The organism is Paraburkholderia sp. RAU2J, from assembly GCF_003634845.1.
GTDB classification, from domain to species: domain Bacteria; phylum Pseudomonadota; class Gammaproteobacteria; order Burkholderiales; family Burkholderiaceae; genus Paraburkholderia; species Paraburkholderia fynbosensis.
The window spans coordinates 282,333-306,231 of record NZ_RBXG01000003.1 but is presented as its reverse complement, the minus strand read 5'-3'; the positions used below and the strand labels follow the sequence as shown (position 1 = coordinate 306,231).

General features: G+C 62.0%; 17 protein-coding genes. 8 read left to right on the top strand and 9 right to left on the bottom strand.

Translation table 11 applies throughout. The features are described from left to right. The first annotated feature begins 420 nt into the window (after positions 1-420). Together B0G69_RS32820 and B0G69_RS32815 are read left to right on the top strand one after the other, a co-directional pair. Positions 421-4,044: an adenylate/guanylate cyclase domain-containing protein gene (locus tag B0G69_RS32820; RefSeq protein ID WP_121324295.1), complete on the top strand. Its 3,624-nt coding sequence runs from the start codon at positions 421-423 to the stop codon at positions 4,042-4,044. A gap of 29 nt (positions 4,045-4,073) precedes the next feature. Continuing rightward, a complete protein-coding gene (locus tag B0G69_RS32815) occupies positions 4,074-4,358 on the top strand; it encodes a DUF4242 domain-containing protein (protein WP_241991593.1) in 285 nt (94 codons plus the stop codon). Positions 4,359-4,617: 259 nt separating this feature from the next. Here the strand turns inward: B0G69_RS32815 and B0G69_RS32810 are convergent, their stop codons facing one another. After that, on the bottom strand, positions 4,618-7,899 hold the full coding sequence (locus B0G69_RS32810; RefSeq protein ID WP_121325069.1) for an adenylate/guanylate cyclase domain-containing protein: 3,282 nt from the start codon (positions 7,897-7,899) through the stop codon (positions 4,618-4,620). A 498-nt stretch (positions 7,900-8,397) separates the two neighbouring features. Here B0G69_RS32810 and B0G69_RS32805 point away from each other — a divergent pair, with 498 nt between their 5' ends. Continuing rightward, positions 8,398-10,632, top strand: coding sequence for a SulP family inorganic anion transporter (locus tag B0G69_RS32805; RefSeq protein ID WP_121324292.1), 2,235 nt, complete (start codon positions 8,398-8,400; stop codon positions 10,630-10,632). Positions 10,633-10,728: 96 nt separating this feature from the next. On the opposite strand, the gene B0G69_RS32800 is transcribed toward B0G69_RS32805, so the two are convergent. The 6 genes from B0G69_RS32800 to B0G69_RS32770 all read right to left on the bottom strand — a co-directional run bounded on the left by B0G69_RS32800 (position 10,729) and on the right by B0G69_RS32770 (position 14,778). Next, positions 10,729-10,953 (bottom strand): hypothetical protein, encoded by a 225-nt coding sequence (locus B0G69_RS32800; RefSeq protein WP_241991592.1) that lies wholly within the window; start codon positions 10,951-10,953, stop codon positions 10,729-10,731. Positions 10,954-11,039: 86 nt separating this feature from the next. Continuing rightward, positions 11,040-11,387, bottom strand: coding sequence for a hypothetical protein (locus B0G69_RS32795; RefSeq protein WP_121324290.1), 348 nt, complete (start codon positions 11,385-11,387; stop codon positions 11,040-11,042). 710 nt (positions 11,388-12,097) lie between these two features. Continuing rightward, positions 12,098-12,607, bottom strand: a complete 510-nt coding sequence (locus tag B0G69_RS32785) for an SRPBCC domain-containing protein (protein WP_121324286.1) — start codon at positions 12,605-12,607, stop codon at positions 12,098-12,100. A gap of 108 nt (positions 12,608-12,715) precedes the next feature. Then, complete coding sequence (locus B0G69_RS32780) at positions 12,716-13,510, bottom strand: SDR family oxidoreductase (protein WP_121324284.1); 795 nt, start codon at positions 13,508-13,510, stop codon at positions 12,716-12,718. A 158-nt stretch (positions 13,511-13,668) separates the two neighbouring features. Further along, entirely contained in the window at positions 13,669-14,172 is a 504-nt protein-coding gene (locus B0G69_RS32775; protein ID WP_121324282.1) for an SRPBCC domain-containing protein, read from the bottom strand. A gap of 3 nt (positions 14,173-14,175) precedes the next feature. Continuing rightward, positions 14,176-14,778, bottom strand: coding sequence for an NADPH-dependent F420 reductase (locus B0G69_RS32770; RefSeq protein ID WP_121324280.1), 603 nt, complete (start codon positions 14,776-14,778; stop codon positions 14,176-14,178). Positions 14,779-14,947: 169 nt separating this feature from the next. Between B0G69_RS32770 and B0G69_RS32765 the strand changes: the two genes are divergently transcribed. Together B0G69_RS32765 and B0G69_RS42850 are read left to right on the top strand one after the other, a co-directional pair. Then, positions 14,948-15,868 (top strand): LysR family transcriptional regulator, encoded by a 921-nt coding sequence (locus tag B0G69_RS32765; RefSeq protein ID WP_121325068.1) that lies wholly within the window; start codon positions 14,948-14,950, stop codon positions 15,866-15,868. A gap of 23 nt (positions 15,869-15,891) precedes the next feature. After that, a complete protein-coding gene (locus tag B0G69_RS42850; protein ID WP_277873599.1) occupies positions 15,892-16,026 on the top strand; it encodes a hypothetical protein in 135 nt (44 codons plus the stop codon). Positions 16,027-16,064: 38 nt separating this feature from the next. On the opposite strand, the gene B0G69_RS32760 is transcribed toward B0G69_RS42850, so the two are convergent. Continuing rightward, entirely contained in the window at positions 16,065-17,273 is a 1,209-nt protein-coding gene (locus B0G69_RS32760; RefSeq protein ID WP_121325067.1) for an acetyl-CoA C-acyltransferase, read from the bottom strand. 163 nt (positions 17,274-17,436) lie between these two features. Next, positions 17,437-18,204, bottom strand: coding sequence for a 3-hydroxyacyl-CoA dehydrogenase (locus B0G69_RS32755; protein ID WP_121324278.1), 768 nt, complete (start codon positions 18,202-18,204; stop codon positions 17,437-17,439). Positions 18,205-18,565: 361 nt separating this feature from the next. On the opposite strand from B0G69_RS32755, the gene B0G69_RS32750 reads away from it, so the two are divergent. From B0G69_RS32750 to B0G69_RS32735, 3 genes are all read left to right on the top strand, one after another. Next, the gene (locus B0G69_RS32750) at positions 18,566-19,588 is read left to right on the top strand and encodes an AraC family transcriptional regulator (RefSeq protein WP_121325066.1); all 1,023 of its coding nucleotides are present in this window, start codon (positions 18,566-18,568) and stop codon (positions 19,586-19,588) included. Between the two features lie 563 nt (positions 19,589-20,151). Continuing rightward, the gene (locus B0G69_RS32740) at positions 20,152-21,840 is read left to right on the top strand and encodes a tannase/feruloyl esterase family alpha/beta hydrolase (RefSeq protein ID WP_121324275.1); all 1,689 of its coding nucleotides are present in this window, start codon (positions 20,152-20,154) and stop codon (positions 21,838-21,840) included. A gap of 603 nt (positions 21,841-22,443) precedes the next feature. Then, the gene (locus B0G69_RS32735) at positions 22,444-23,802 is read left to right on the top strand and encodes an MFS transporter (protein WP_121324273.1); all 1,359 of its coding nucleotides are present in this window, start codon (positions 22,444-22,446) and stop codon (positions 23,800-23,802) included. Positions 23,803-23,899 lie beyond the last annotated feature (97 nt).

Genomic DNA, 23,899 nt, shown 5'->3' with positions numbered 1-23,899 from the left:
CGTGAGTGTGGCAGGACCGCCTGCGCGATCGGAACTATAGCCCCCCACCGAGATCGTGGCCGAGTTGCCAACCCCAGCCGCCGCCGCTGCATGGGGCGGCTCGCGGGTCGGTGAGGAAGGGCACTGCGGTGCGATCGAGTTTGCGTTCAAGCACGGCACAAAGCAGGTAGGTGGAGTCGCCCATGCGGTCCGCATGCCCGAGCAGCACAACGGCTTCTCCTGGCTAGCGTTGATAAGGCATCGCTCATCGCGGGGTCGCCAAGCGGCGCAATGTTCGTTCCTCTTACTTAAGCGATGCCCGCACGCGGCAGACATTCCCGACGCCTGATCAGGCAATCGTTGGAATGGGCGAGAACATGCATGGACAAGTAGCGCTACCACGCCGATCATAGTCCTCGACGGCACAGCAGAGTTCTAACGATGACGGACGATCTGACGACATGGCTGGTGCAGATTGGCCTCGGTGGGCACGCCACGAAGTTTGCATCGCAAGGGATCGACTGGGATGTGCTCGGCGACCTGTCCGAGGGCGATTTAAAGGAGCTCGGCCTGACGCTCGGCGATCGCAAGCGGCTCGCGAAAGGGCTTGCGGCGCTGAGCGAATCCCATGCGCAATCGCTCGACCGCGCGAAGGAACGAGCAGACTTGCCTTCGCCGGCCGCGCGCGGAACCGACGAGGGCGAGAGGCGGCAACTCACCGTGATGTTCGTCGACCTCATCGATTCTACGGCGCTCGCGGAGCGATTCGATCCCGAGGACATGCGACGCCTGCTAGGGATCTATCATCAAGTCTGTGCAAGCGTGATCGAAGTTCATGAAGGTCACATCGCGCTTTACATCGGTGACGGCCTGCTCGTTTACTTCGGCTACCCGAGTGCGCACGAAGACGATGCCGTGCGCGCGGTACTCTCCGCTCTCGCTGTCGTTTCGGCGCTTCGAGAGGCCAACGATCGCATCGAAGTCGAGCACGGCGTACGCCTGCAGATGCGTATCGGGATCGAGACGGGACTTGTCGTCGCCGGCGCGATTGGCGCTGGGTCCACGCGGGACCACCAGGCGATCGTCGGAGAGGCGCCAATCATCGCCGCAAGGCTGCAGTCGGTCGCTCCGCCCGACGCGATCGTCGTGGGCCCGGCCACCCAGCGCCTGATCGAAGGATCGTTCCTGCTCGAAGACCTCGGCTGGCAAGAACTGAAAGGGATCGCTTGTCCGGTTCGAGTCCAACGCGTGCTGGCGCAAACGGATGCGGTCGACCGCTTCGAAGTCAGGGCGGTCTACGGCATCACGCCGCTGATCGGCCGAGCCGCTGAACTCGACATGATCCGGCAACGCTGGAAGCAGAGTGTCGACGGCGAAATGCGCTGCGTGGTGTTGAGCGGCGAGCCGGGTATTGGAAAATCTCGCGTGCTGCGAGCATTCGGCGACGGCATCAGTGGCGACAACCACGCGGTCGTTTCGCTCCACTGTTCTTCGTACTATTGCAACAGCCCTTTCTGGCCGGTATTACGCTGGCTGCGGCGCGCCTTTGGCCTCGGTCCCGACGCGCCCGACTCGTCGGATCTGAAACGGCTGGAGGCCGGAATTGCAAGACTCCGACTGGATGTCGACGAGACGCTTCTCGTGCTGACGACCTTGCTCGGAATTCCGGCGGGCGGGCGCCATCCGGCAATCGATGCATCAGCCCCGTCCTTCAAACGCCGGACGCTCGACGTGCTCGTCGCCATCATCGAAAAGTCGACGCGAATTCAGCCGGTGCTCGTCATCGTCGAGGACGCGCACTGGATCGATCCGTCATCCCTCGAATTCATTCGGCTAGTGCTCGAGCGGCTCGTGGCCAGCTCGCTGCTGCTACTGCTCACGGCGCGGCCCGAGTTCGAACCGGGATGGACTTATCCTCATCTCGTACGGGTCAACCTCGATCGGCTCTCGCGCCGCGATTGCACCGCGATGATCGAAAGGCTGACCAATGGAAAGCGGCTGCCGCGTTTCGTAGTCGATCAGATCGTCTCCAAAACGGACGGCGTACCGCTCTTCGTCGAGGAGCTGACAAAGACCGTCCTCCAAGGCGAATTGTTGCAGGATGCCGGCACGAGCTACGAGTTGAAAGGAACGCCGCAGACGATTGCGATCCCAGACACGCTACAGGGCTCGCTACTATCGCGGCTCGACCGGCTCGAGCCAGCCGTGAAGGAAACCGCCCAGATCGCGGCCACGGTGGGGCGGGAGTTCGGCAGGAAACTGCTTGGCCTGATTGCGTCGAGGTCGGAGAACGATCTGCAGGAAACGCTAGACCGCCTGATCGCAGCCGACATTATCCTCCCCGTTTCGGGTAACCCGGCGGAGGGAGACGTGTATCTGTTCCGGCACGCGTTGATCCAGGAGATCGCCTACCAATCCCTGTTGCTTGCGCGCCGCCGCCAATACCACGCGCTGATCGCCACTGCTCTGGAGGACCATTATCCGGAAATCGTCAATCGGCAGCCCGAATTGATCGCTCAGAACTTCGCCGCGGCCGACCTGCCGGATCGCGCAATCGGCTACTGGCAGCGTGCCGGGGAGCAGGCCCTTGCCGGCGCAGCCTACGAGGAGGCTATCGCTCACGTGCAGCGCGGGCTTGAACTGATAAGTCGATGTTCCTATAGTGGTCAGGATCGGGCAGCCCACCTGGTGCCTCTGCTGCTGACAAGAGGCGGAGCGGAACTCCGGTTAGCCCGGCGCGAGGCGATAGTGACCTTCCGCCAGGCCGCGCAAATTGCTCGCGAGCAGAACTTGCCGTCGTTTCTTGTGCAGGCGGCGTTGGGGTTCGACACCGCCGAGACGTTCCTCGAAGGCTCCGGCAAAGCATCGCTTTCCTTGCTGAAAGAGGCGCTTGGCTTGATCGGCGCCGAGGAGTCCGTCGAGCGCTGTCGCCTGTTGAGTCGGCTGGTCCGCACCGTTCACATGACCGGTGCAGGTGAACAAGCCGACGAACTGGTTCTGGAGGCTGTCGCTCTAGCCAGACGCCTGAACGACCTGCCGAGCTTGTTCGACGCATTGGCGTGCGACATGATGCATATCGGAGCTCGCCCTCTGCGTGCGGACAAGTTCCCGGAGCGTGCAAGCGCGTTACAGGAGTTGAGCCAGATTGCAGAAGATCTCGGTGATGCGCACACCATAGGTCACGCATGCGCTCGCTGTCTCGCCGGCTACCTGGAGATCGGCGCGGTGGAACGCTTCGAGAGCGCCCTGGAAAGATATCGGCAGATTGCCACCAGTGGACAGCATTTCGTCGACAAGTGGTGCGTGACAGGTGCGCAGGCGATGCGGGCCATACTCGTCGGCGACTTCGCCGTGGCGGAGCACAAGGCGCGAGAGTCGTTGCAAATGGCGCAGAGTGTCGACGCGAAACTCGCAACGGGGGTCTACGGCATGCAGATGTTTTCGATACGCCGCGAACAAGGCCGGCTCGCCGAGGTCGCGCCGCTCTTCAAGCGGTTCGTCGACGAGCATTCCGAAGATGCCGCGTGGCGTCCGGGGCTCATGTTGATTTGCAGCGATCTCGGCTTCGAAGCGCAGGCCCGCGACAATCTCGATCGGCTTGCGGAATCGGAATCCAGCATCCCCGTAGACAGCAAGCGGCTCGTCACGTTGACGTATCTGGCGGAGGTCGCTGCGCGGCTCCGGGACGTCGGGCACGCCGAACAAATATATGCCCTTCTCCTGCCGTTCCGGGACCAGGTCGTCACCGTTCCTGTTTTTACGCTGTGCTGCGGATCGGCGGCACGGCATCTTGGCATGCTCGCCGGCGCTCTTGGCGATTGGTCCGCCGCCGAAGAGCATTTCGAATACGCGCTGTGCATGGATGAGCGCTTGCGAGCGTCGCCCTGGCTGGCGCATACCCGGCACGAGTTCGCCCTCATGCTGGCAGCACGCAATCGCATCGAAGATAGAGCACGAGCGCAAGACCTGCTCGCCGCGGCGGCCACCGCGGCGAACGAACTGAAGATGTTTGCCCTCGTGGAGCGCATCCGTGCCCCTCGGACAAGCACAGGGCTCAGAAACTAGTACACGGCTGCATGTTGCGAGGCGCAGCGATGCAGCCACTACTCAAGGAGGATCCGATGCCACGTTTTATGATTGAACGAAATTTTGCGGAACAGTTGGAGGTCACCGGCGCAAGTGCGAGTGCCGTGAAACTGATCAACGACGAGGAGGGCGTCGAGTGGCTCTTTTCGTTTCTCAGTGCGGACAAGAAGAAGACTTATTGCCTATACGAGGCGCCCAACGCCGACGCCATCCGCGCTGCGGCACGCCGGGCGAACCTGCCTGCCGATGTGATCATCGAGGTGAGCGACTTGCGGCCAGAAATGTTCAATTAAGGGCAGGGCGCGAATGGCACCGTTGTGTCGCGAGGGCAATGCAACGACAGGGGCGCCGCCCATGTTATCGAGCAACGGCAATAACGCTGGACCGGGTGACTCGGCCATAACAAGACAACCAGGACAATTTGCCTTAAGGCCAGACACCGCCAGGACGACGGGATTGTTCGCTGAATGCGCACATCATGAGCGGGTCTCTGCTCCCGTCGTTCGCAGTTGAGCGAACCGAATCGATGGAATGCAGCGGGCAACGCTTCCGCTACGAGGCAAGCGCAGCGTCTACCGCAGGCAGATAGCTGCCGTATCCCGCTGCCACGAGGTCCGCGCGTACACGCTCGAGTTCGCGCCGCGTTCCTTCGCCAGAATGGTCGTGCTTCGCACGAGCGAGGGCGCGCCCGCGCCTCACGAACAGTTCCGCCCAGGGCAGTGGCTCGAGGCGGGTATAGTCTTCCAGGGCAGTGGCGTAGTGCAATACGCTGGCTGCGTCGCCGGCGGATAACATCGCTTCGATCGCATCGCGGTAGAACCACAGATGATTGTGCCCGACCGCGCCGCGCCGCAACATGTCGGCACCTTCGGCGAGCAGACGTGTGCGCTCATCGTCGTCCTCGACGGCGCGGCTTAGTGCGCTGACGGCCTTGGGGGCGCTGAACTGCGTTCCCACCTCGGCGCAAATCGCCAGCGCTTCGCGCAGCAATTCGGCGGCCTCTCGCCGATGCCCGCTGTCGAGCAGTCCGCGCGCTCGCATTTCCATGTTCTGTGCTTCGAAGCGGCGAGCGCCCAGTTGACGGATGATCTGCATCTCGCGCTCGAGATGAGCGAGAGTAGCCGGCATGTCACCCATTTCGTAGCAGGTAAACACGCCCAACGTTTCGCACAGCATCTGCGCACGCGGCTGGCTGACTAGCGCCGCGGCGCGCGCGGCGGCGCTTACGTCCTCGCGCGCCGCGCATGCCTCGTTGAGGAAGATCCTGCTGAAGCCGGCCATCGAACGATTGGCGACCTCGATGCGGCCGAAACCGTGTTCACGGCTCAATGCGACGCACAGGCTAAAGTGCTCGAAGGCGGTACGCATGCGCCCTTGCGCGTAGGCAGCATCCGCGAGGCCGCCGAGTGCGCGGGCTTCCGCTTCAGGCAGGCCGAGCCGCCGTGCATAGGCGAGCCCGCGCTCGTGCTCGGCGCGGCAATCCTCGATCCTGCCAAGCGGAAAGAGGATGTTGCCGCGCAAGTGATGCAGGCGTGCGAGTTCGGGCACCATGCCCAGACGCTCCGCCACTTGCTGCGCCGCGTCGAGCAGCGGGAGGGCTTCGGCGAGGCCTTCGCATACCCGCAGACCTTCGGCGAGCCCGAGTTGGGACTGACAGAGATCGGCTTCATTCGGCGCGGCGGCCACGGCCGCACGGTACGTCGCGATCGACCCGGCAATGTCGCCGAGGTCTCGTTGGAGTTCGCCCTTGAAGCAGGTCAGCGCGTAGCGATCGGTATCCCTTTGTGCGATTTGCAGGCCTCGCTCGACTAGCCGGAATGCCGCCTCGGTGAAGTACGCCGCGCGTTGTGCGAGCGCGGCGTCGAGGTAGGCCAGCGGCGCCCGCTCGTCCTCGGCGCGATCGAGATGCTGGGCGCGCAGCACCGGGTCGGTCGCTGCAAACCAGTCGGCCGCGAGGCGGTGCAACTCGCGCCGGCGTGCCCGCAGCAGCGTCGAGTAGGCGCTCTCCTGGATGAGCGCGTGGGCAAACAGGAAATCTTCGCCTTCCGGCAAGACGAGCGCATTGCGGACGAGCCCGTGACAGACGTAGTCCGGTGTATCGATCAGCCGCCGCAGCAAGGCGAGGCCAAAGCGCTGTCCGATGACCGCGGCAGCCTGGAACGCCTCGCGGTCGAGCGCAGTCAGCCGGTCCATGCGCGCCAGTACGAGGCTCTGGATGGTGGCGGGGACCGCTTCCTCGCTGCCTTCCTCGGCGTTACGCAGGAGTTGTTCGAGGAACAGCGGATTGCCGCCGGCTCGTTCGATGCAGGCACGCGCGATACGCCCGGTTGCATCGATAAAGCTGCCGGCAAGGTTCAGCGCCTCCTCGCTGCGCAGCGGGCCAAGGTCGATCGTGGCAAAGGGCGTGCCGCGGCAACTGCCTCGCCATGCCGTGTCGAGCGGATCGCCGTCCACGCGCGAAGTCATCACGAGCAGGCCCGGACCGTTCGCGATCGCCGCGGCGAAGGCTGCCAGATAACCGAGCACCTGCGGGTCGGCCCAATGAAGGTCTTCCACGGCGATCAAGGTCGGCCCGTGCCGGCAGACATCCTCCGTGATCGCTGCCGCGACCGTGCGCTTGCCGCGCGCGCGTGCAGTATTGTCCATCGCATCGTAAAGCGTGCGCCCTTCACCGGTTTGCGTGAGGTCGAGGATGTCGTGGAGAAACATCAGCTGCTCGGGGCCGATGGCCCCGGAGGCAACAACCCGTCCGGCGGCAGCGCGCCGTTCATCGACGCCGGCCGCCGGCGCGAGGCCCACCAGGCTGCCGACAATGGCGCGGATGGGATCTTGGCCTTTCCCCACGCCGAAATCAAGCACGAGGCCGCGGTGGCAGGCAAAGCCCAGCGTTTCGACGAAGCGGCGCATTTCGTCGACGAGCCGCGTCTTGCCGATGCCCGCCTCGCCGCGGACATAGACGACGTGGCCGGCCCGCTGCTCGAGGCACGCGCGGGCGAGGCCCTTGAACTGCTCAAGTTCAGCCTTGCGGCCGACGAAAACACTTCGGCTTGGGGTGACGGTTTCACCGGCGAGACAGCGCAGACGCCACACGTGCACCGGCGAATCGATTCCCTTGAAGCGCATCGCGCCGGCGGCGTCGCTTATCACGCATTGACCGAGCGCGCGATGCGCGCCATCGGAGAGCAGGGTTTCTCCAGGGCCGGCGGCGGCAACTAGCCGGGCTGCCAGGTTCACGGATTCGCCAAGCACGGTGTAGTCCCGAACGTCCGCGCGCTCGAACGGCCCCGCGACTACCTCGCCGCTGGCAATGCCCACATGCGCTCTCAGCGGAAGCGACACCTGCGCGGCCAGTCCGTTAAGTGCCTCATGAATTTCCAACGCGGCACGCGCCGCGCGAAGCGGATCGGTGTCGTGCGCGCGTGGTGCGCCGAAGATGGCCATTACGGCATCGCCGATGTGCTTGTCAATCGTACCGCCGTAGCCGAGCACGATCCCATCGACGAGCGCGGTGTAACGAGCGGTCAATTCGCGTAACTCTTCAGGATCGAGTGTTTGCGACAGCGCTGTGAAGCCACACAGATCGGCGAAGAGAACGGTGACTTGCCGGCGCTCGCTCGCAGGCGCATTCGCGGCAGGCGGCGCTGCGCACATGGCCACACGCTGATCGGCAATGGCCGCGAGTAGGCGCTTGCGGTGGCCGAGCGAGAGGACGCCGAGTTCTTTGAGGTCCGCGTCGTCGAGTTGTTGCAGCATCGTGAAATCGATGTCGTTCCCGGCAAATGCGGGTGTGTATTGTTCAAGTCCCAATGCATGCAGCCACTGATCGATATCCATCGCCGCCGCCAATCCGATGCGTTCGAATTTACTCCGCGCCGCTCATTGCCGCTCATTGCCGCTCATTGCCGCGCAGGTTGTCGAACCCTATGCCCGGACCGGGCCGTGTTGGACCCGCGGATCATACGAATCGACGCCCCGTCCGTTGCCGGGCTGCGACGGGCGCAATAGTCAGATACTCTCGTTGAAAGTATTCCCGATCAAAACACAGTGTACGTCCAGCACGAAGGAGACGGATAGCGTTCATGAGCGACGCGGTGGGTGCAGATTCCGCCAGCCGCGTGCCACCGTGCTACCGTGCGTTTGACACTGGTTGCGGCGACGACGGATACTGCACGACGAGTCGGGCACGTTGTCCCGCGAAGAGGCGAGCGCGACGTGCGGTCGTTCGTCATCCGAAAGGATAGGTGATGTTCGAACACGGCGGCGCGGCGCGCGAACCGCACGGCCCAGGCGAGATTGCATCCGCTCTCATGGGGAAATACTGTGAAGCCAGCTATGTCAGATTCCTCACCCGGTCCCCGCTCCCGGCTACGCATTCGGGGCTTGGCCGGAGATCTGACGGCCGGCATGGTGTCGATGCTGGTCATGCTCTGCTATGCAATGAGCCTCGGTACCATGATCTTTAGCGCGGATCTCGCCCGTTACGCCGGGCTTGGGGTGCCCACCGCCCTCATCAGTTGCGTAGTGACGGCACTCGTGATCGCCTTGATGAGTTCGATGCGCGTGAACATCGCCGGACCCGACGGCAACGCGACAGCGTTTCTTGCCGGTGTGGCGGCCGGCGTCGCGAGCAGCGTGCGGGCTGACGGCGGAACACCCCAAACAATCTTGCTGACGGTGCTGATCGCCATCGCGTTGTGTTCGGTAGTGACGGGCGTCATTCTGTATGCGCTCGGGTCGTCCAGGCGCGGCCGTTCCCTGCAATTCCTGCCTTACCCGGTTGTAGGCGGCTTCCTTGCCGGGACTGGCTACCTCCTGCTCGCCGGCGCGTTTCGGGTCGTGACCGGCGAGCCCTTGAACTGGCACACCTCGGCGCTGGTGATGCACCTGAACTGGCAGGTCTGGACACCGGCTTTATTCGTGTGCGCGTCAGCCACGCTTCTGTCGCGCACCTGGAAACACGCTGCGGCACTGCCCATCACGCTTGCACTTGGCGTCGCTCTGTTTTATGTGCTCCTCTTTGCGGCCGGCCTGTCGATCGACGACGCCCGGGACACGCGATTGTTGCTTCCGCGCGTGGCGCCGCACGCCATGCGAATTCCCGAGTTGCATTTGCCGGCATCGCTCATGCACGGCGGGGTCGACTGGTCGGCAATCGGTGCGCACTTGCCGGAGACCCTCGTCGTTACGTCGATTTCGGCGATTTCGATTCTGATGAATTCGACAGCGATAGGCGCAGCCACGGGTGAAGATATCGATCTGAACCGCGAGATGCGTGCGGCAGGCATCGCCAACATCGCGAGCGGGATGTTAGGCGGAATGGTCGGCTACCAGTCGTTCAATCGATCGATGCTCAATGCACGCGCTGGCGCGACAAGTCGTCTGGCCGCCGTATTCGCTGCCCTTGCTTGCCTGTTCGTGCTGGCCGTCTCACCGGATCTGGTGGCGCTATTCCCGGTGCCGGTGCTGGTCGGATTGCAGCTCTTCATGGGAGTGCGTCTGTTGATCCAGTGGCTGGTCGGTGCTTTTCGCAAGCTCAACTGGCATGAGTACTTGCTTGTACCGCTTATTCTGGGCGCGATTGCGTTTTACGGCGTCGTCACGGGGGTGGTGGCCGGAGTGATCGCCGCATGCGTGATGTTCGCGTTGCTGTACGGGCGCGTCAGCTGCGTTCGTATGGAGTTCGACGGCAGCACGCGTACATCGACTGTCGAACGCAGTATCGAGGCCACCGAACGGCTTCACGAACTCGGTGCACAGGTGTGCGGAACATGTCTGCAGGGGTTTCTATTCTTTGGTACGGCCAATTCGATCTTGCAGCGCGTGCGCGAACGGCTGGCCACGAGCGGGCCCGTGTCCGTTCGCTTTGTCGTGCTCGACTTTGCGTCGACCAATGGCATGGACGCATCGGTATCGGTTAGCTTCGTCAAGCTCTGGCAGTTGTGCGCAGCGACTGATGCGGACCTGGTGCTGACGGGGTTGCCGATACGCTCGCGTGAACTACTCATGAAGACCGGCACGCTGAATCTCCGGCTGCACGAGTTCTCTACGCTCGATGCGGGATTGGAATGGATCGAAGATACGCTTCTCGCCTCGGATTCACGCGCGTTGCCCCGCGCCGAAGAGGATTTCCACACGATGCTCGCGCCGTATTTCACGTCAGCCGCGCTCGCAAGGTTGCTGGCGCGTTTGGAAGTGCGGGAACTCGGCGCGGGGGAGCCGGTTTTCCGTCGCGGCGAACCAGGGGACGCCATGTACTTTGTCGAGAGCGGCCGTGTCGCGGTCTTACTGCCGCTCTCCGATAGGCGCAGCCTCAGGTTGCGCTCGTTCGGGCCGGGTACGATCGTCGGCGAAATGGCGGTGTATACGCAGCAGGCGCGCAGTGCGGATGTGCTCGCAGAGGGGCCCGCACGCGTCCTGCGTTTGACGCTCGAGTCGTTGCACGCGCTCGAACGCGACGACCCTGTGACCGTACAGCAAATTCATCGCTTTGTCGTCAAGGTCATGGCGTCCCGTCTGGCTGCCGCAGACGAGGCCTTGCGCGCCGCTCACTCCGCCCCGAGCGGGTAGAGTAGGGGGCGCCATGAAAAATCGGGCCCGGTACGTCACGAAAATTTGGTCGTCATGGCAAGCGCCTCAGCGAACGTGAGCCCATCTCGGGCTCGATTAGCGGAAGCCGTAGACAACGATCTTCTTCCCCGCGAAATTTTCTTGCACAGCTTGCTCGCAAAACTGCGGGCACGTTACCGAGCCGTCCGCGCTCGCGCCTGAGACGGTGACCGCCCTGTAAACAACGGATGCGACGAGCGTCCCGTCCGCAGCGATGAGCATGTTCAGTTCAGTTCCGACACCGGCCGGCACGCCGCCGCCGGCGGTATAAGTGATTTTCATGGTGCCGGTGCAAGCGGAGTTCACTGCGTATGTTCCGCTCTCGGGGGCGGTAACGCGGCGGCGCATGTGCAGTCACGGAGCAACGCTCATTTTTGTCGAGTCTCGTCGTGGAACTCGACATCTTCGATCACGTCGCCGATATCCATGCGCTGGCCCGCGCGCTCGCGCACCTGTTGCTCGTGCATCTGCTGTGCGCGCATTGCTTGCTCGCGAAGTCGTTTGCGCAGATCGCGCGTTTTCCACCAGACGATACCGCCGATCACAATGCCTGCCCCAAGCACCAGTGCCAACATCATAAGCGAAACGGCGAACCCCACGACGAGCAGCGCAGCGCCTATTACCACGGCTAGTACCTTCGCCAATAAGCTTGGCGGACCCGGACGCATAGTTGCGCCACTCTGCCTGAGTCTTTCCTGTTGCTTGTCAAATGGCATCGCATCTCCAATCGCGGTTTTCCCGGGGTGGTTTCAAGGGTGGGGGCAACAGCGAGATTAATGGTTAGAGGTTTGAGGTTGAATTGCTGATACGAGGGTCGTCCCTTTCGAACCAAGCCTCCCTGTGATCGCTCAGTATGCGCCGAAGTTCCGGTCGAGCGCCGCGAGAATGGCCTCACGTCGATCAAAAAGGGAACCGATGCACATACCGAGAGCGTTCAAGGGGGCCGCGCTCATGCCAGGGGTATCAAGGAAACATTCTTCGCCGTCAACCTCGAAAACGGGAAGCAGGTCGGATGTTTTGCCGGAAAAGGCGAGACCTTGAAAGAAGAAGGTGTCAACCCTCGATCAGGTCCGGTTGAAGATATAGACCGGCGTGCCGTCGGACGCCTCAAACATACAGTGCGCATGGAGTCAAACGTGAGAGAGATAGTGCAAGACCCTAATATGGCACGGTCACGTTGCTGGGATGGTTCGCTCAAGCGACATCTACTGCGCGCCTAGCTCTATCGGAAACAACTGGCAGAGACGTTCACGACGCTCACACACACCGACGATGATGCCGTCAGGCACTGCCGGAGTGCTCGACGACCTAAAAATACACAGGTGTTTGATCGGTCCGTCACAGATCAGTCATCGCGAGCGAGTCGTCAAGCGGCAATACCCCGGCAGACCTACGGGCTCCTTTTCAGATATTCCACAGCCGTCGTCTATTCACGGCTTCTAGCGTCGCCCTGTGCTTCGAGCGTGAGTGCGACCTTCGCGAGGTCTTCCAGAAGCTTTTCATGGGTGCGCCAGAAGATATCTGGCGCTTCCTTCGCCAACTCGATCCAGAGCGGCCCTTGCATCGTCTCTTCAGTCCACAGGTGACAGCCGCGAGGGGTCGGGGTGATGATCCAGGCATGATAGGCCCTGGATTCTCTCGAAGCCTTTGGACCGCCGCCCCAGGCGATGCGGGCGATAGGGTCGAACTCCTGTACCGACGCGAAGACGTCCTGGGCAGCCAGATTAGTTTCAAAGCGCGTGCCGGCTTGCAACAGCTCGTGTCCGTCTAACAGCTCGACATCCTTGACGCCTGGATAGAAACGGGGCCAGGCCTTGGGATCAACGAGAAGAGACCAGATAGTTTCAGGCGAAACGGCAACCTCAAGCTCATTCGTGAAATGGATGGGTGAGCGGCTGGGTGCCATGTCCACAGGCCAATGGATTGCTTCGAACATATCGTTATTCATGGTTGGGATTTGGGTCTGATTTGAACTTTGCCGAGACTGCAGAAATCTCGGTTGCTGTCACGGCGCCGTCGCAGCGCGGGCCTGTCAGGCGTTGGCTCAGAAGATCGCGCGAATGACACCCCCATCAACGCGTAATGCCGCGCCGCTCGTACCGGAGGCCTGCTCGGAGCAGACATACACCACCATGTTGGCAATTTCTTCGGTCGACGTGAACCGGTTGAGTAGCGTGGTCGGTCGCATCGTTTTCAGGAAGTTCTGCTCCGCTTCCTCCTGCGTGATGCCCTGCTCCTGAGCGGTAGCTTTCATCCAGTTGCCCAGAATCTCGGAGCGGGTCGGCCCCGGCAGCACCGCGTTGACGGTTACCCCTGTGCCACTCACCAACTCAGCAAGTCCCCTCGATACGGCGAGTTGCGCCGTCTTGGTCATACCGTAATCGATCATCTCCTTGGGGATCATGATCGCCGACTCGCTGCTGATGAACACGACCCGTCCCCAACCGCGCCTGGCCATGGCCGGCAGATAGTGCCGCGCAGCGCGCACGCCGCTCATCACATTGAGCTGGAAGAGGTCGAGCCATTCGCTATCGCTCTGCTCGAAGAAACCATTCAGATGGGCGGTACCGAGGTTATTGACGAGGATGTCGGCATCCGGCACCTGTGCCACGAGGGCGGCCGATCCCTCCGCGGTAGAAAGATCGGCGGCAATGCCGGTCAGTTCCGCGTCGGGCACGAGAGCCCGGATCTCATCTAGCGCGGCGGCTACTCGCTGCTCTCCGCGCCCGTTGATCACGACCGATGCGCCTGCGCGGGCAAGGCCCTCGGCGATCGCGCGGCCGATGCCCGCCGTCGAGCCGGTAACGATGGCCTTGCGGCCTTTGAGTTCGATCTTCATAGTTTTTTCTCCGAGTATGAATGGCAGACGGATCCGCCGATACGATGCTTCGATATGGGCACGCGCGAAACGAGGCTTCGTTTGAGAGCGAGCCGGTTTGCCGCTTCCGCACGCAAACAGTCGAACCCGCAACGCGCCAGCGCGTCGAAACTGACGCATTACCCCGCGATCTTCGCGACTTCCGCCTCTGCGGCTCGCGCGAGGCGCTCGACCCAATCCTGGTGATAGCGATAGAGCCCACCGGGATGTTGCCGTCCGAGCACATCCAGAAACCAGGGACCTTGTTGCGTCTCTTCCGTTAGCACGTGGCAACCTTCGTCCGTCGGCGTGATAACCCAACCGTGGTAAGCGCTGGAACCGGTCTCGTCTGCGTCGACGGTGGTCGCCCAGGCGAGCCTTTGGTTCGGCACGTATTCGGTCACCACGAGGCTCATCGGGAAGCCGACCGTCACGCGGCTGTAGCGGGTTCCCAAGGCCAGTTCCGACTCGCCCGACAGGATCTCGACCTGGTCCTCAGGCGGGAAATAGCTTGACCAGTTCTTCGCGTCGACGAGCAGCTTCCACACCACTTCGGGCGGCGCTTTCACGTCGATGTCGTTGAGGGCGTAGATGGCTGACGTTTTCGGGTCGTAGCGCTCCGGCCAGATGACATGGTCGTACATGGTTTATTGCTCCTTCCTGAACAGGTCCTGGAAAATCAGGGGCGCCCAGCTCTTGTCCCGGGCCTGCACGAGCTGCCCGCCCTCCGCGATCCTGCCGAGACTGACCGCCGCGTAGCCGAGCCGCTCGACCAGGGCGGCGACCGTCGCGCTTGCAGCCTCGTCGTCGCTAGACAGAAAGATCACTCGACGGCCATCGGCACTGACGGGATTCTCGGCGAGTACCTTGGCGGGCAAATGATTGAACGCCTTGACAAGGGATGCGCCCGGAAACGCTTTCGCCACAATCGCCGAGGATGGCAGGCTGTCCAGTTCGGAGAGCGGCACGCCATAGGCATTGGTGGCGTCGATGACGACTTTGCCTTTCCAGCTCGCCGCTGCTCTGGCGACGTCGCGGTGGGCCCAAAACGGGACCGCCAGGATGATCACGTCGGCTTCGAGTGCCGCCTGGAGCGTGACGGGAACCACCTTGTCACCCAGTTCGTGGGCCATAGACGCGATGGACTCCGGCCCGCGCGTGTTAGCGATGCCGACCGTGATGCCGCTCCGGGCGAACTGGCGGGCGATGGCGGCGCCGACGCTGCCGCTGCCGATAATGGAAGAGGTCATAAAAAAACTCCTGGACTGGATGGGCTTCACGCCGCGTGGCGTCAAGCACTGCAGATGGTTTTACGAAAACGTCGCTGCGTTGAGAGCGATAATGGCAGTGCGGCATGCATCTGAGAAGCCGGCATATTGAGATACAATCCATCTACCGTAGAGATGGATGACGCAGCTTATGCTGGATGGGATCTCGCTGGATCAGCTCAGAACCTTCATTGCCGCCGTGGACGAGGGCAGCTTCTCGGCAGCGGCCCGAAAGCTCAACCGTGTACAGTCCGCGGTGAGCGGCTGGATTGGCGGATTGGAAGATCAATTAGGCGTCGTGCTGTTCGACCGCTCGGGCCGGTTCCCCAAGCTCACGCCACAGGGCATGCTGTTGCTCGCTGACGCCCGCAACGTCGTCTCCGGGGTGGACACGCTGAAGGCACGAGCCAGGCTCATGACTTCGGGAGTGGAGGCGGAACTCTCGGTGGTGGTCGACGTTTTCTTCCCAACGTCGGTGATCAGCGCCGTCGCCAAAGCATTCGCAGAGCATTTCCCGCTGACGCCGCTGCGGCTTTTCGTCGAGGGCCTCGGAGCGGCCTATCAACCGGTTCTGGACGGGCGATGCAGTTTGGGCATACTGCCACCGCTGCCGCAGGCATTTCCGTCATTGGTTAGCGAGCGGCTTGGCGAACTGCCGCTCGTCGCAGTTGCTTCGGCGCGCCATCCCCTCGCAGGCGTGGGTCATCGCATACCACGGCGTGAACTTGCCAAACACGTCCAACTGGTCCTGACAGACAGGTCGGATCTGACCGCAGGTCGTGACTTCGGGGTTGCGTCAGCCTCCACCTGGCGTCTGGCGGACTTGTCGACGAAATATGCGTTTCTCAAAGACTGCGTGGGATGGGGGGGAATGCCCTTGCACATGGTCGAGCAGGACATCGCGGCAGGTAGGTTGGTCGTTCTGGACGTGGACGACATGCCGCCCAGCGGCTGGATGCTGACCATGTCGGTATATCACCAACCCTCCCAGCCGCCGGGACCCGCTGGCAAATGGTTCGTCGACCACTTGAAGACCCTATGGGAACAATCTGACGGCATCCACGCGCCTTAGCAGGTTTTCGCTCCCTTCTTGCAATGCTCGCCTTTTGGACATCTCGGCAGGCGTCGGCCGGCATCGACGAGGCCTCGCTGGAGGCGATTCGTTGCGGCGGCGATGTGATGATTTCGATCGGCAACGACAGCCAGTTCCGCAAGTTCGCGGCCGCGTAGCGGCTAGTGGAATCACCCCCGAGGAGGAACGATGTCGTTCAGACGATCTCGATCGCGAGGGCTGTGGCCTCGCCGCCCCCGATGCAAAGGCTGGCCACGCCACGCCTGACACCTCGCTGGCGAAGCGCCCCCAGCAACGTCACGATAAGGCGAGCGCCCGTCGCGCCGATTGGATGACCCAGCGCGCAGGCACCACCATGCACATTCACCCGCTCGTGCGGCAGCGACAGTTCGCGCATTGCGGCCATGACCACCACGGCGAATGCCTCGTTGATCTCCCACACGTCGACATTGTCGACCTGCCACCCCACCTTGGTGAGCAGCTTCTGAATCGCGCCCGCGGGTGCAGTAGTGAACCAGGCTGGTTCCTGTGAGTGCGTGGCGTGCCCATGGATAACAGCCAGCGGTGCCAGTCCACGCTCGCGTGCGGTGGACTCGCGCATCAGCACCAGAGCCGCTGCACCGTCGGAGATCAAACTGGAATTGGCTGCCGTGACGGAGCCGTCCTTGCCGAAGGCGGGCTTAAGGGTGGGGATTTTGTCCAGTTGTGCCTTCGCCGGCGCTGCGTCGTCGACGATGAGTTTCTCGCCGTTGCGGCCCGGCACGGCCACCGGCGTAATCTCCCACCGGAACAGGCCGTCGCGCTGTGCCTGCTGTGCACGCAGCGTGGAGGTTAAAGCGTAGGCGTCCTGCGCCTCACGCGTGAAGCCGAAATGGCGAGCGCAGTCATCGGCGAAGGTGCCCATCAGGCGACCGTCGGAGGCCGAGCCGTAGTGGTCCTCCAGTCCATCGAAGAACAGGTGGTCCAGCACCAGACCGTGCCCGAGGCGCTGGCCCGAGCGAGCCTTGGGCAGCAGGTACGGCGCGTTGCTCATGGATTCCATGCCACCGGCCACCATCACCCGTTGAGTGCCGGCTAGCAGGAGGTCGTGTGCCAGCATGGCGGCCTTCATGCCGGAGCCGCAGACCTTGTTGACAGTTGTACAGCCCGCCGAAAGCGGCAACCCGGCGCTCAGCGCCGCTTGACGTGCGGGCGCCTGCCCCACGCCAGCGGGCAGCACGCACCCCATCAGTATTTCGTCTACGGCCTCCGGCTGCATGCCGGCCCGCTGCACAGCGGCACGGATCGCGTTGGCGCCTAGCTGCGGTGCCGTCAGCGAGGCCAAGTCGCCCTGGAAGGCTCCCAGCGGCGTGCGGGCGGCACCGACGATGACGACGGGATCATTGGAAGTCGAAGAGGTAGGCATGCGAGTCTCCATCCGCCGCTCAATGGCGGCGTTGCAAGGGGGGAAGAAAGATATCGGCGTGGCCGGACCTAGCTGACCGCGCTCGGGCTCGGCGACTCAGGTCAAGCGCAGGGAGCGGCTACAAGCGGCAGCAGGCGTCACGATGACTGCTCCGCACGCCGCGTCATCTGGCCGCCATACGGATGGCGCCATCGAGGCGAATCACCTCGCCGTTGAGATAGGTGTTTGCGACGATATGCAGCGCGAGTTCCGCGAATTCGTCGGGTCGCCCGAGGCGCGCGGGAAAAGGCACCATCTTTCCGAGCGCGTCCTGTACTTCCGTGGGCATGCCTTTGAGCATGGGCGTTTCCATGATCCCAGGCGCGATGGCGACTACGCGAATGCCGTGACGCGCCAATTCGCGTGCGATCGGCAGCGTCATCGCTACCACGCCGCCCTTGGAGGCAGCGTAGCCCGCTTGCCCGATCTGGCCATCGAAGGCCGCGACTGAAGCGGTGTTGATAATGACTCCGCGCTCGCCATCGGCGTCGGGCAGGTTCTCGGACATGCAGGCTGCGGCCAGCCGCACCATGTTGAAGGCGCCGATCAGGTTGATCTGAACGGTGCGCGCGAAACTTTCCAGCCGATGCGGGCCTTCGCGGCCAAGCACTTTCTCGGCGGGTGCAACGCCAGCGCAATTGATCAAGCCGTGCAGCATGCCAAAGCTGTCGCGGAATGCGGCTAATGCATGCTCCGCGCTGGCGACATCACACACGTCTGCCCTGACGAAGCGGGCATTGGAGCCGAGTTCCGCCGTCGGCGCGGCACACGCGTCCTGATCCAGGTCTACCAGCAGTACTTTGGCGCCGCCCGCGACAAGGCGGCGTGCCGTGGCGGCGCCGAGGCCCGAACCGCCGCCTGTGACGATGAAACCTTTATCCTGAACCTGCATTTCTGTCTCCTGAGTGATGGCCCCGACGCACAGCGCACCCGGGCGATACGCATGCCAGCACGAGTCCGCAACGCGTGGGTGTGCCCGAAGCGATATGTGACATGACCGGCACGTTGCTGCACAGCCTTCGCCTACAAAGCTACGTTCGCGATGAGCTACTGGCTGGTTATCGTAAGCGGCAGGCGAAAGTTCGCCCATGCCCATAGACCTCGTCGTGCATGAGCCTTTTGGACATATCGAAGAGGTCGTCGATCTCGTCAACAATGCAGGTCGGCTAAAGACTGCCGGCGCACTGCCGCCACGTTTCAATTGCGGCTTGCAGCGATTAACATCAGGGCACCTCGATAGGCGGAACCTGACCATGCATGAAGCTCAAGACAAGGGCACGACTTCAATCGGCCTGGTGCGTGAAGCGATTCTCGTCGCTACGCAACGTAATCTGGATGTGCCGGTCGCACTACAGCGCGCCGGTATCCCGGCAGAATTGTTGAATGCCCCGAGAGCCCGAGTACCCGCGCTCGCCTTTTCGCGGTTGTGGGCGGCTCTGGCCGACCTGATGGACGACGAGTTTTTTGGTCTGGACAGCCACCCACTGCGCCGGGGCAGTTACGCGCTCATGTGTCACGCGGTGCTGCACGCTGAAAACCTGGAGCACGCGCTGCGTCGCATGTTGAAGTTTCTGCATGCGGTACTCGACGACATTCACGGGGAGTTACGCTGCGAAGGCGAGCATGCATTGATCGTCCTGCATGATGATGGGCTCACGCGCCGCCTGTTTGCCTACGGGACGTGGTTCATCCTCGTGCACGGCCTTGCGTGCTGGTTGGCACGGCGACGGATTCCGCTGATCGAGATGAGATTTCGCGCTTCCGCACCAATCGATTACAGCGACTATCGCATGCGCTTTTGCGAGGACGTGACGTTCGCCGCAGAGGAGACCCTGATCCGGTTCGATCGCAGTTTCCTCGACCTCAAACTGACAGAGACGGAAACGAGCCTGCGCGCATTCCTGCAGGGTGCACCGGCAAACATCCTGGTGAAGTACCGTAACGAATCCAGCACTACAGCCCTGATAAGGCGCTGGTTGCGCAACCAGGTTCCCGACGACTGGCCCGACCTCGAGACGCTATCGCAGTTATTGAATCAATCCTCGGCCACGCTGCAGCGCCGCCTGCTGGCCGAGGGCACCAACTACCGGCAACTGAAAGACGAATTGCGCCGCGACATCGCTATCGACCTGTTTTCGAGCAGTTCTCTCACGGTCGCTGAAGTCGCCGCACGGACTGGATTCCAGGAGACCAGCGCGTTTCACAGGGCCTTCAGGAAGTGGACCGGGGCCAGCCCGGGAATGTACCGCCATGGCAAGGCGACTTCTTCGGTTTAGAACTGGAAGGGTAGTCACAGCGCAAGTGGCGCGTACGGATGCGCTCGCGGCCGTGATCGGTCGGCAGATTTGAGCGCCGTCTTCAGACTGTGCGCCGCGCAAAAGCTGAGCTGCGGTCTCAGGCCACTCAAGCACAACCAGCCCGCCCGAACGGATTGCGCATAGCGTGCGGCTCCGAAACCCACTCCACTGACACGCACCTGATCCTCAGGGCGGCGGTTCGATCGCGTGCAAACCCCGAAGCAGGAGCAGCCTGTCTGTCTGCAGACCTCATTCAGATTGAGGTCGGCGGACATGGATTGGGGTTCCAACCAGGCTGACACTGCAGTCGCGTTTGGCAAAGGAAGATGAGCATCGCGTCTGGTTTCGGGATGTACCCGGGACTGGTGCCGTGACGGCCACGCACTTGACTGCTGCGGTACGAGAAGTGAAGCGTTGCCCGAGCGCCACGCATATGGCGCGCAGTTTCCGACTAACGCCTCACGAGCATAGCAGCGGTAGAAAGCAAAAATTGCTCGAAATCAGCCAGCCAGCATGGCGGTAATAACTATACGGAGACGAGAATGAGAACTCGGTTAAGGAGCGGCCGAAGCTTGGCAATTGCGAGTGCCTTGTTAGCAGCATCAACAATTGTCATATCGGGCTGCGGCGGCCATGACTCTGCACCTGCAAGCGCCGACGTAAAGACTTCAGCCGCGATGTGCAATGCGTTGGCTGGCATGACGGTTCCCGCCGCCTCGATCGGGTTGCCGACAACCGGTGCCACCGTCGTATCCGCCACGCTCGTTGCTGACACGGATCCTGGTAATACAAATGGTGAGTATTGCAAAGTACTTGGAAGTATTCATCCGGTGGATTTCAATGCGCCAGATATTCACGCGGAGGTGGATCTTCCGACTAACTTCAACGGAAAAGCTGTTCACTTTGGCGGCGGGGGTTTCGACGGCACCATCCCCGCTACTGAGGGCTCTCCGCTCGATGGTTTCTTAGCCGGCGCGGAGCCAACAGGCGTCACAACGCCGTTGCGCAGAGGTTACGTGACCCTCGGGAGCGACAGCGGGCATGAGGGAACCCTCTTCGATGGCTCATTCGCAGAAAATGATGAGGCGCTCGCTAATTACGCAGGCGACCACATCAAGAAGACGCATGATTTTGCGGCGTACATCGCAAAGAGACGTTATGGCTCGGCCTTTGTGCACAGTTATTTTATTGGCGGATCGAGCGGCGGACGACAAGCCCTGATCGCGGCGCAGCGATTCCCACAAGACTACGACGGTATCATCTCGACATTCCCCGCCTCGGGAATTACGGGACTATGGCTCCAGATGGGCAGGATTTCGCGAGCGCTCCTGGCGCCAGGAGGATACGTCACCCCGGCTAAAGGCAAGGCGCTTCTGGCAGCGGTCATGAAGCAATGTGACGCTTTGGATGGCGTGGCTGACGGCATTGTTAGTAACCCTTCAGCGTGCGTGTTCGATCCCAAGCAGATTCGCTGCTCCGGCGGAGTGGACACCGGTGACACATGCCTGTCCGACGCGCAAATCAATACAATGACCACCGCTGGGACACCGCTTAACTTCAGCTTTGATCTGGCGAACGGAATTCAAACTTTTCCAGCCTACAACGCATTCGCCGGTGCGGACTTTTGGTCCACTGTGCTGACATGGGGCACGTCAGTTGCCGATGCTACCATCGAACCCGGGGTTCTCGGGAAAAGCGCGTTTTATTACACGTTCTCAAACGACATGCTCCGGTTTGCGGTCGCTCGCGATCCTGGCTTGAGCATTCTCAATTTCGACCCTGCCGGGCCGGGGCCGCTAGCCGCGCGCATCCAGGCGGTGAGCGCGCTCATGGATAGCACGAGCAATGACTTGACTCAATTCCAAAGTCGGGGCGGCAAGATCATTCTCCAACATGGACAATCAGACCAGTTCATTCCAGCTCAACTGTCGATTGACTACTATAACGGTCTGGTATCCAGGTTCGGGCAGGGGCCGCTTGATCAGTTTCTGAAGTTTTACCTGGTGCCGGGCGCGGCGCATGGTGGCGGCGGACAGTTCAATGGTTCCTACGATGGTCTGACGGCACTGGACAATTGGGTCACGAAAGGGATCGAGCCTCATAACCTCGCTATCACCGATCTTGCTCCGCCATCCACCGGACGTACGCGACCCCTTTGCGAATACCCACAGTGGCCAAAATACGTCGGCGGTGACCAGAATCTCGCAGCTAGCTTTGTGTGCTCGAACTAGTTTGGCTGGCGGCGCGCCCATCCGCAGTACCTGGCGATTACCGTATTACGCCCAGTTCTGCTAGCGATACCGCGATTGGGCGCATACGCTCCGACCCGGTGCAAGCGCCGCCTGATCACCGAAGCGCAGGCGTCCCGCTCGCGGCCATGCTGACCGGCGACAACCGCCACGCGACGCTACTCAATTTCAGGCGTTGGTCGAGGCCACCCGCCAATCTGCGGTACGGGTGGCAGACCACAATTAAAGCATCCGGTCGTTCAGGGCGGCACAGACTTGGGCTCCCACATTTTGCTTCTCGACTGAGGCTCGCCGCGCACCGGCGCGACCGCCTGACCCTGGTGCCGGTCGGTCCGACAGCACGTTCTCGATTTCGTACAGGAACGCGACCGGTGCTGTCGCCAACGCCGCAATGCCGGCAAACGCGGGTGTTCGGCGACCTCATCCAAGTTGAAGTTGATGGACATGGACTGCCGGTGTCGTCCCGCTGAAACTGGTTACGGCACAGACCAACGGCCAGTCGAGTCGCGACAAGGCCGCCCCATTGAGGGCGCTGTTGGAGCCCGCGTGGACTTCGCTCACGACGCTAAAACCAAAGGAGACAAGATGAACCAGATAGACGTGCACTCACTCGCGGGTGAGGCAAGATTCAATGGCTTTCACACCCTGGTCCTGTTCTGGTGTCTGTTGATGCTGATACTCGACGGCTACGATCTTGCCGTCGTGGGCGCAGCGCTGCCATCAATCATGAAGGACATGGGCATCGATGCGACCAGGGCTGGCGTCATGGCCGGATCGGCACTTTTTGGCGTGATGCTCGGGGCCATTTTCCTTGGCACGCTGGCTGACCGTTTCGGCCGACCAATGATGATCTGTGTTTGCGTCGCGCTGTTCAGTCTTTTCACCGCAGCGGCTGGGTTGACCAGCGATCCCATCGCCTTCAGCATGACGCGATTCATCGCTGGCCTGGGGATTGGCGGAGTCTTGCCAATTGTCACCGCGCAGATGGGGGAATTTTCGCCGAACAACCTGCGCACGCGATTGGTGACGCTGGTATTCGCGGGATATTCCATTGGCGGAATTCTTGTGGCGCTGACCGCAAAGCAGCTTATCGGCAGCTACGGCTGGCAATCCGTCTTTTTTGCCGCGGGCCTGCCTGTCCTGCTGATTCCGTTCATCATCAAAACGATGCCCCATTCGATGTCCTTCCTGGTTAAAAGCGGCCGGCACGACGAACTGCGCACCGTGGTGAAACGGTTGGTGCCCGACTATCCGGTGAGCGGTCAGGAGCACTTTGTCGGATCTTCGGCGGACAAAAGCAGGGACGCCTCGGTGCGACGCCTCTTCCAGGACGGGCGGGGCTTCAGTACGACGATGATCTGGGTCGCGTTCATGACCGGCCTTTTCATGGTCTACGCACTCAGCTCCTGGTTGACCAAGCTGATGGCAATGGCTGGATTCAGCCTCGGTTCAGCTTTGAACTTCGTGATCGTCTTCAACGTCGGCGCCATCGCCGGTGCGATTTTTGGTGGTTGGCTCAGCGACAAGGTCAACATCAAGAGGGTGCTGATTGCGTTTTACGTCGTCGGGGCGGTTGCGCTGTCGCTGATGGGCTTTACGAAGTCGACCGTGTCGTTGTTTGCCGTCGTATTCGTTGTCGGCGCATCGACGCTTGGTACGCAACTGCTTGCCTATGCTTATGCGGGTGACTTCTATCCCCATGCGATCCGGTCTACCGGTGTTGGCTTTGCTTCTGGCGTGGGCCGGATCGGCGCCATCGTGGCACCGGTGCTCATCGGTTGGCTCGTCTCCTTGAAGCTGCCGCTTGAACAGAACTTCATGGCAATTGGGCTGGCTGGCCTCATCGGTGCGGCGGCGGTGACGCTGATCAATCAGACACGTGCTGACTCATTCCGCTCAGCCGGCGCGCCTGTCGCCGTAGTTCAGGGTAGTGCAGGGCGCTGAGGTCTCTACCATACGCGGCTTCATGGCCGGGGTCCGTTCGGGTGAGGAGTGCGGCAGTTACGGAACTCTCCACCCGAAAAAACACCACGTCCAGGCC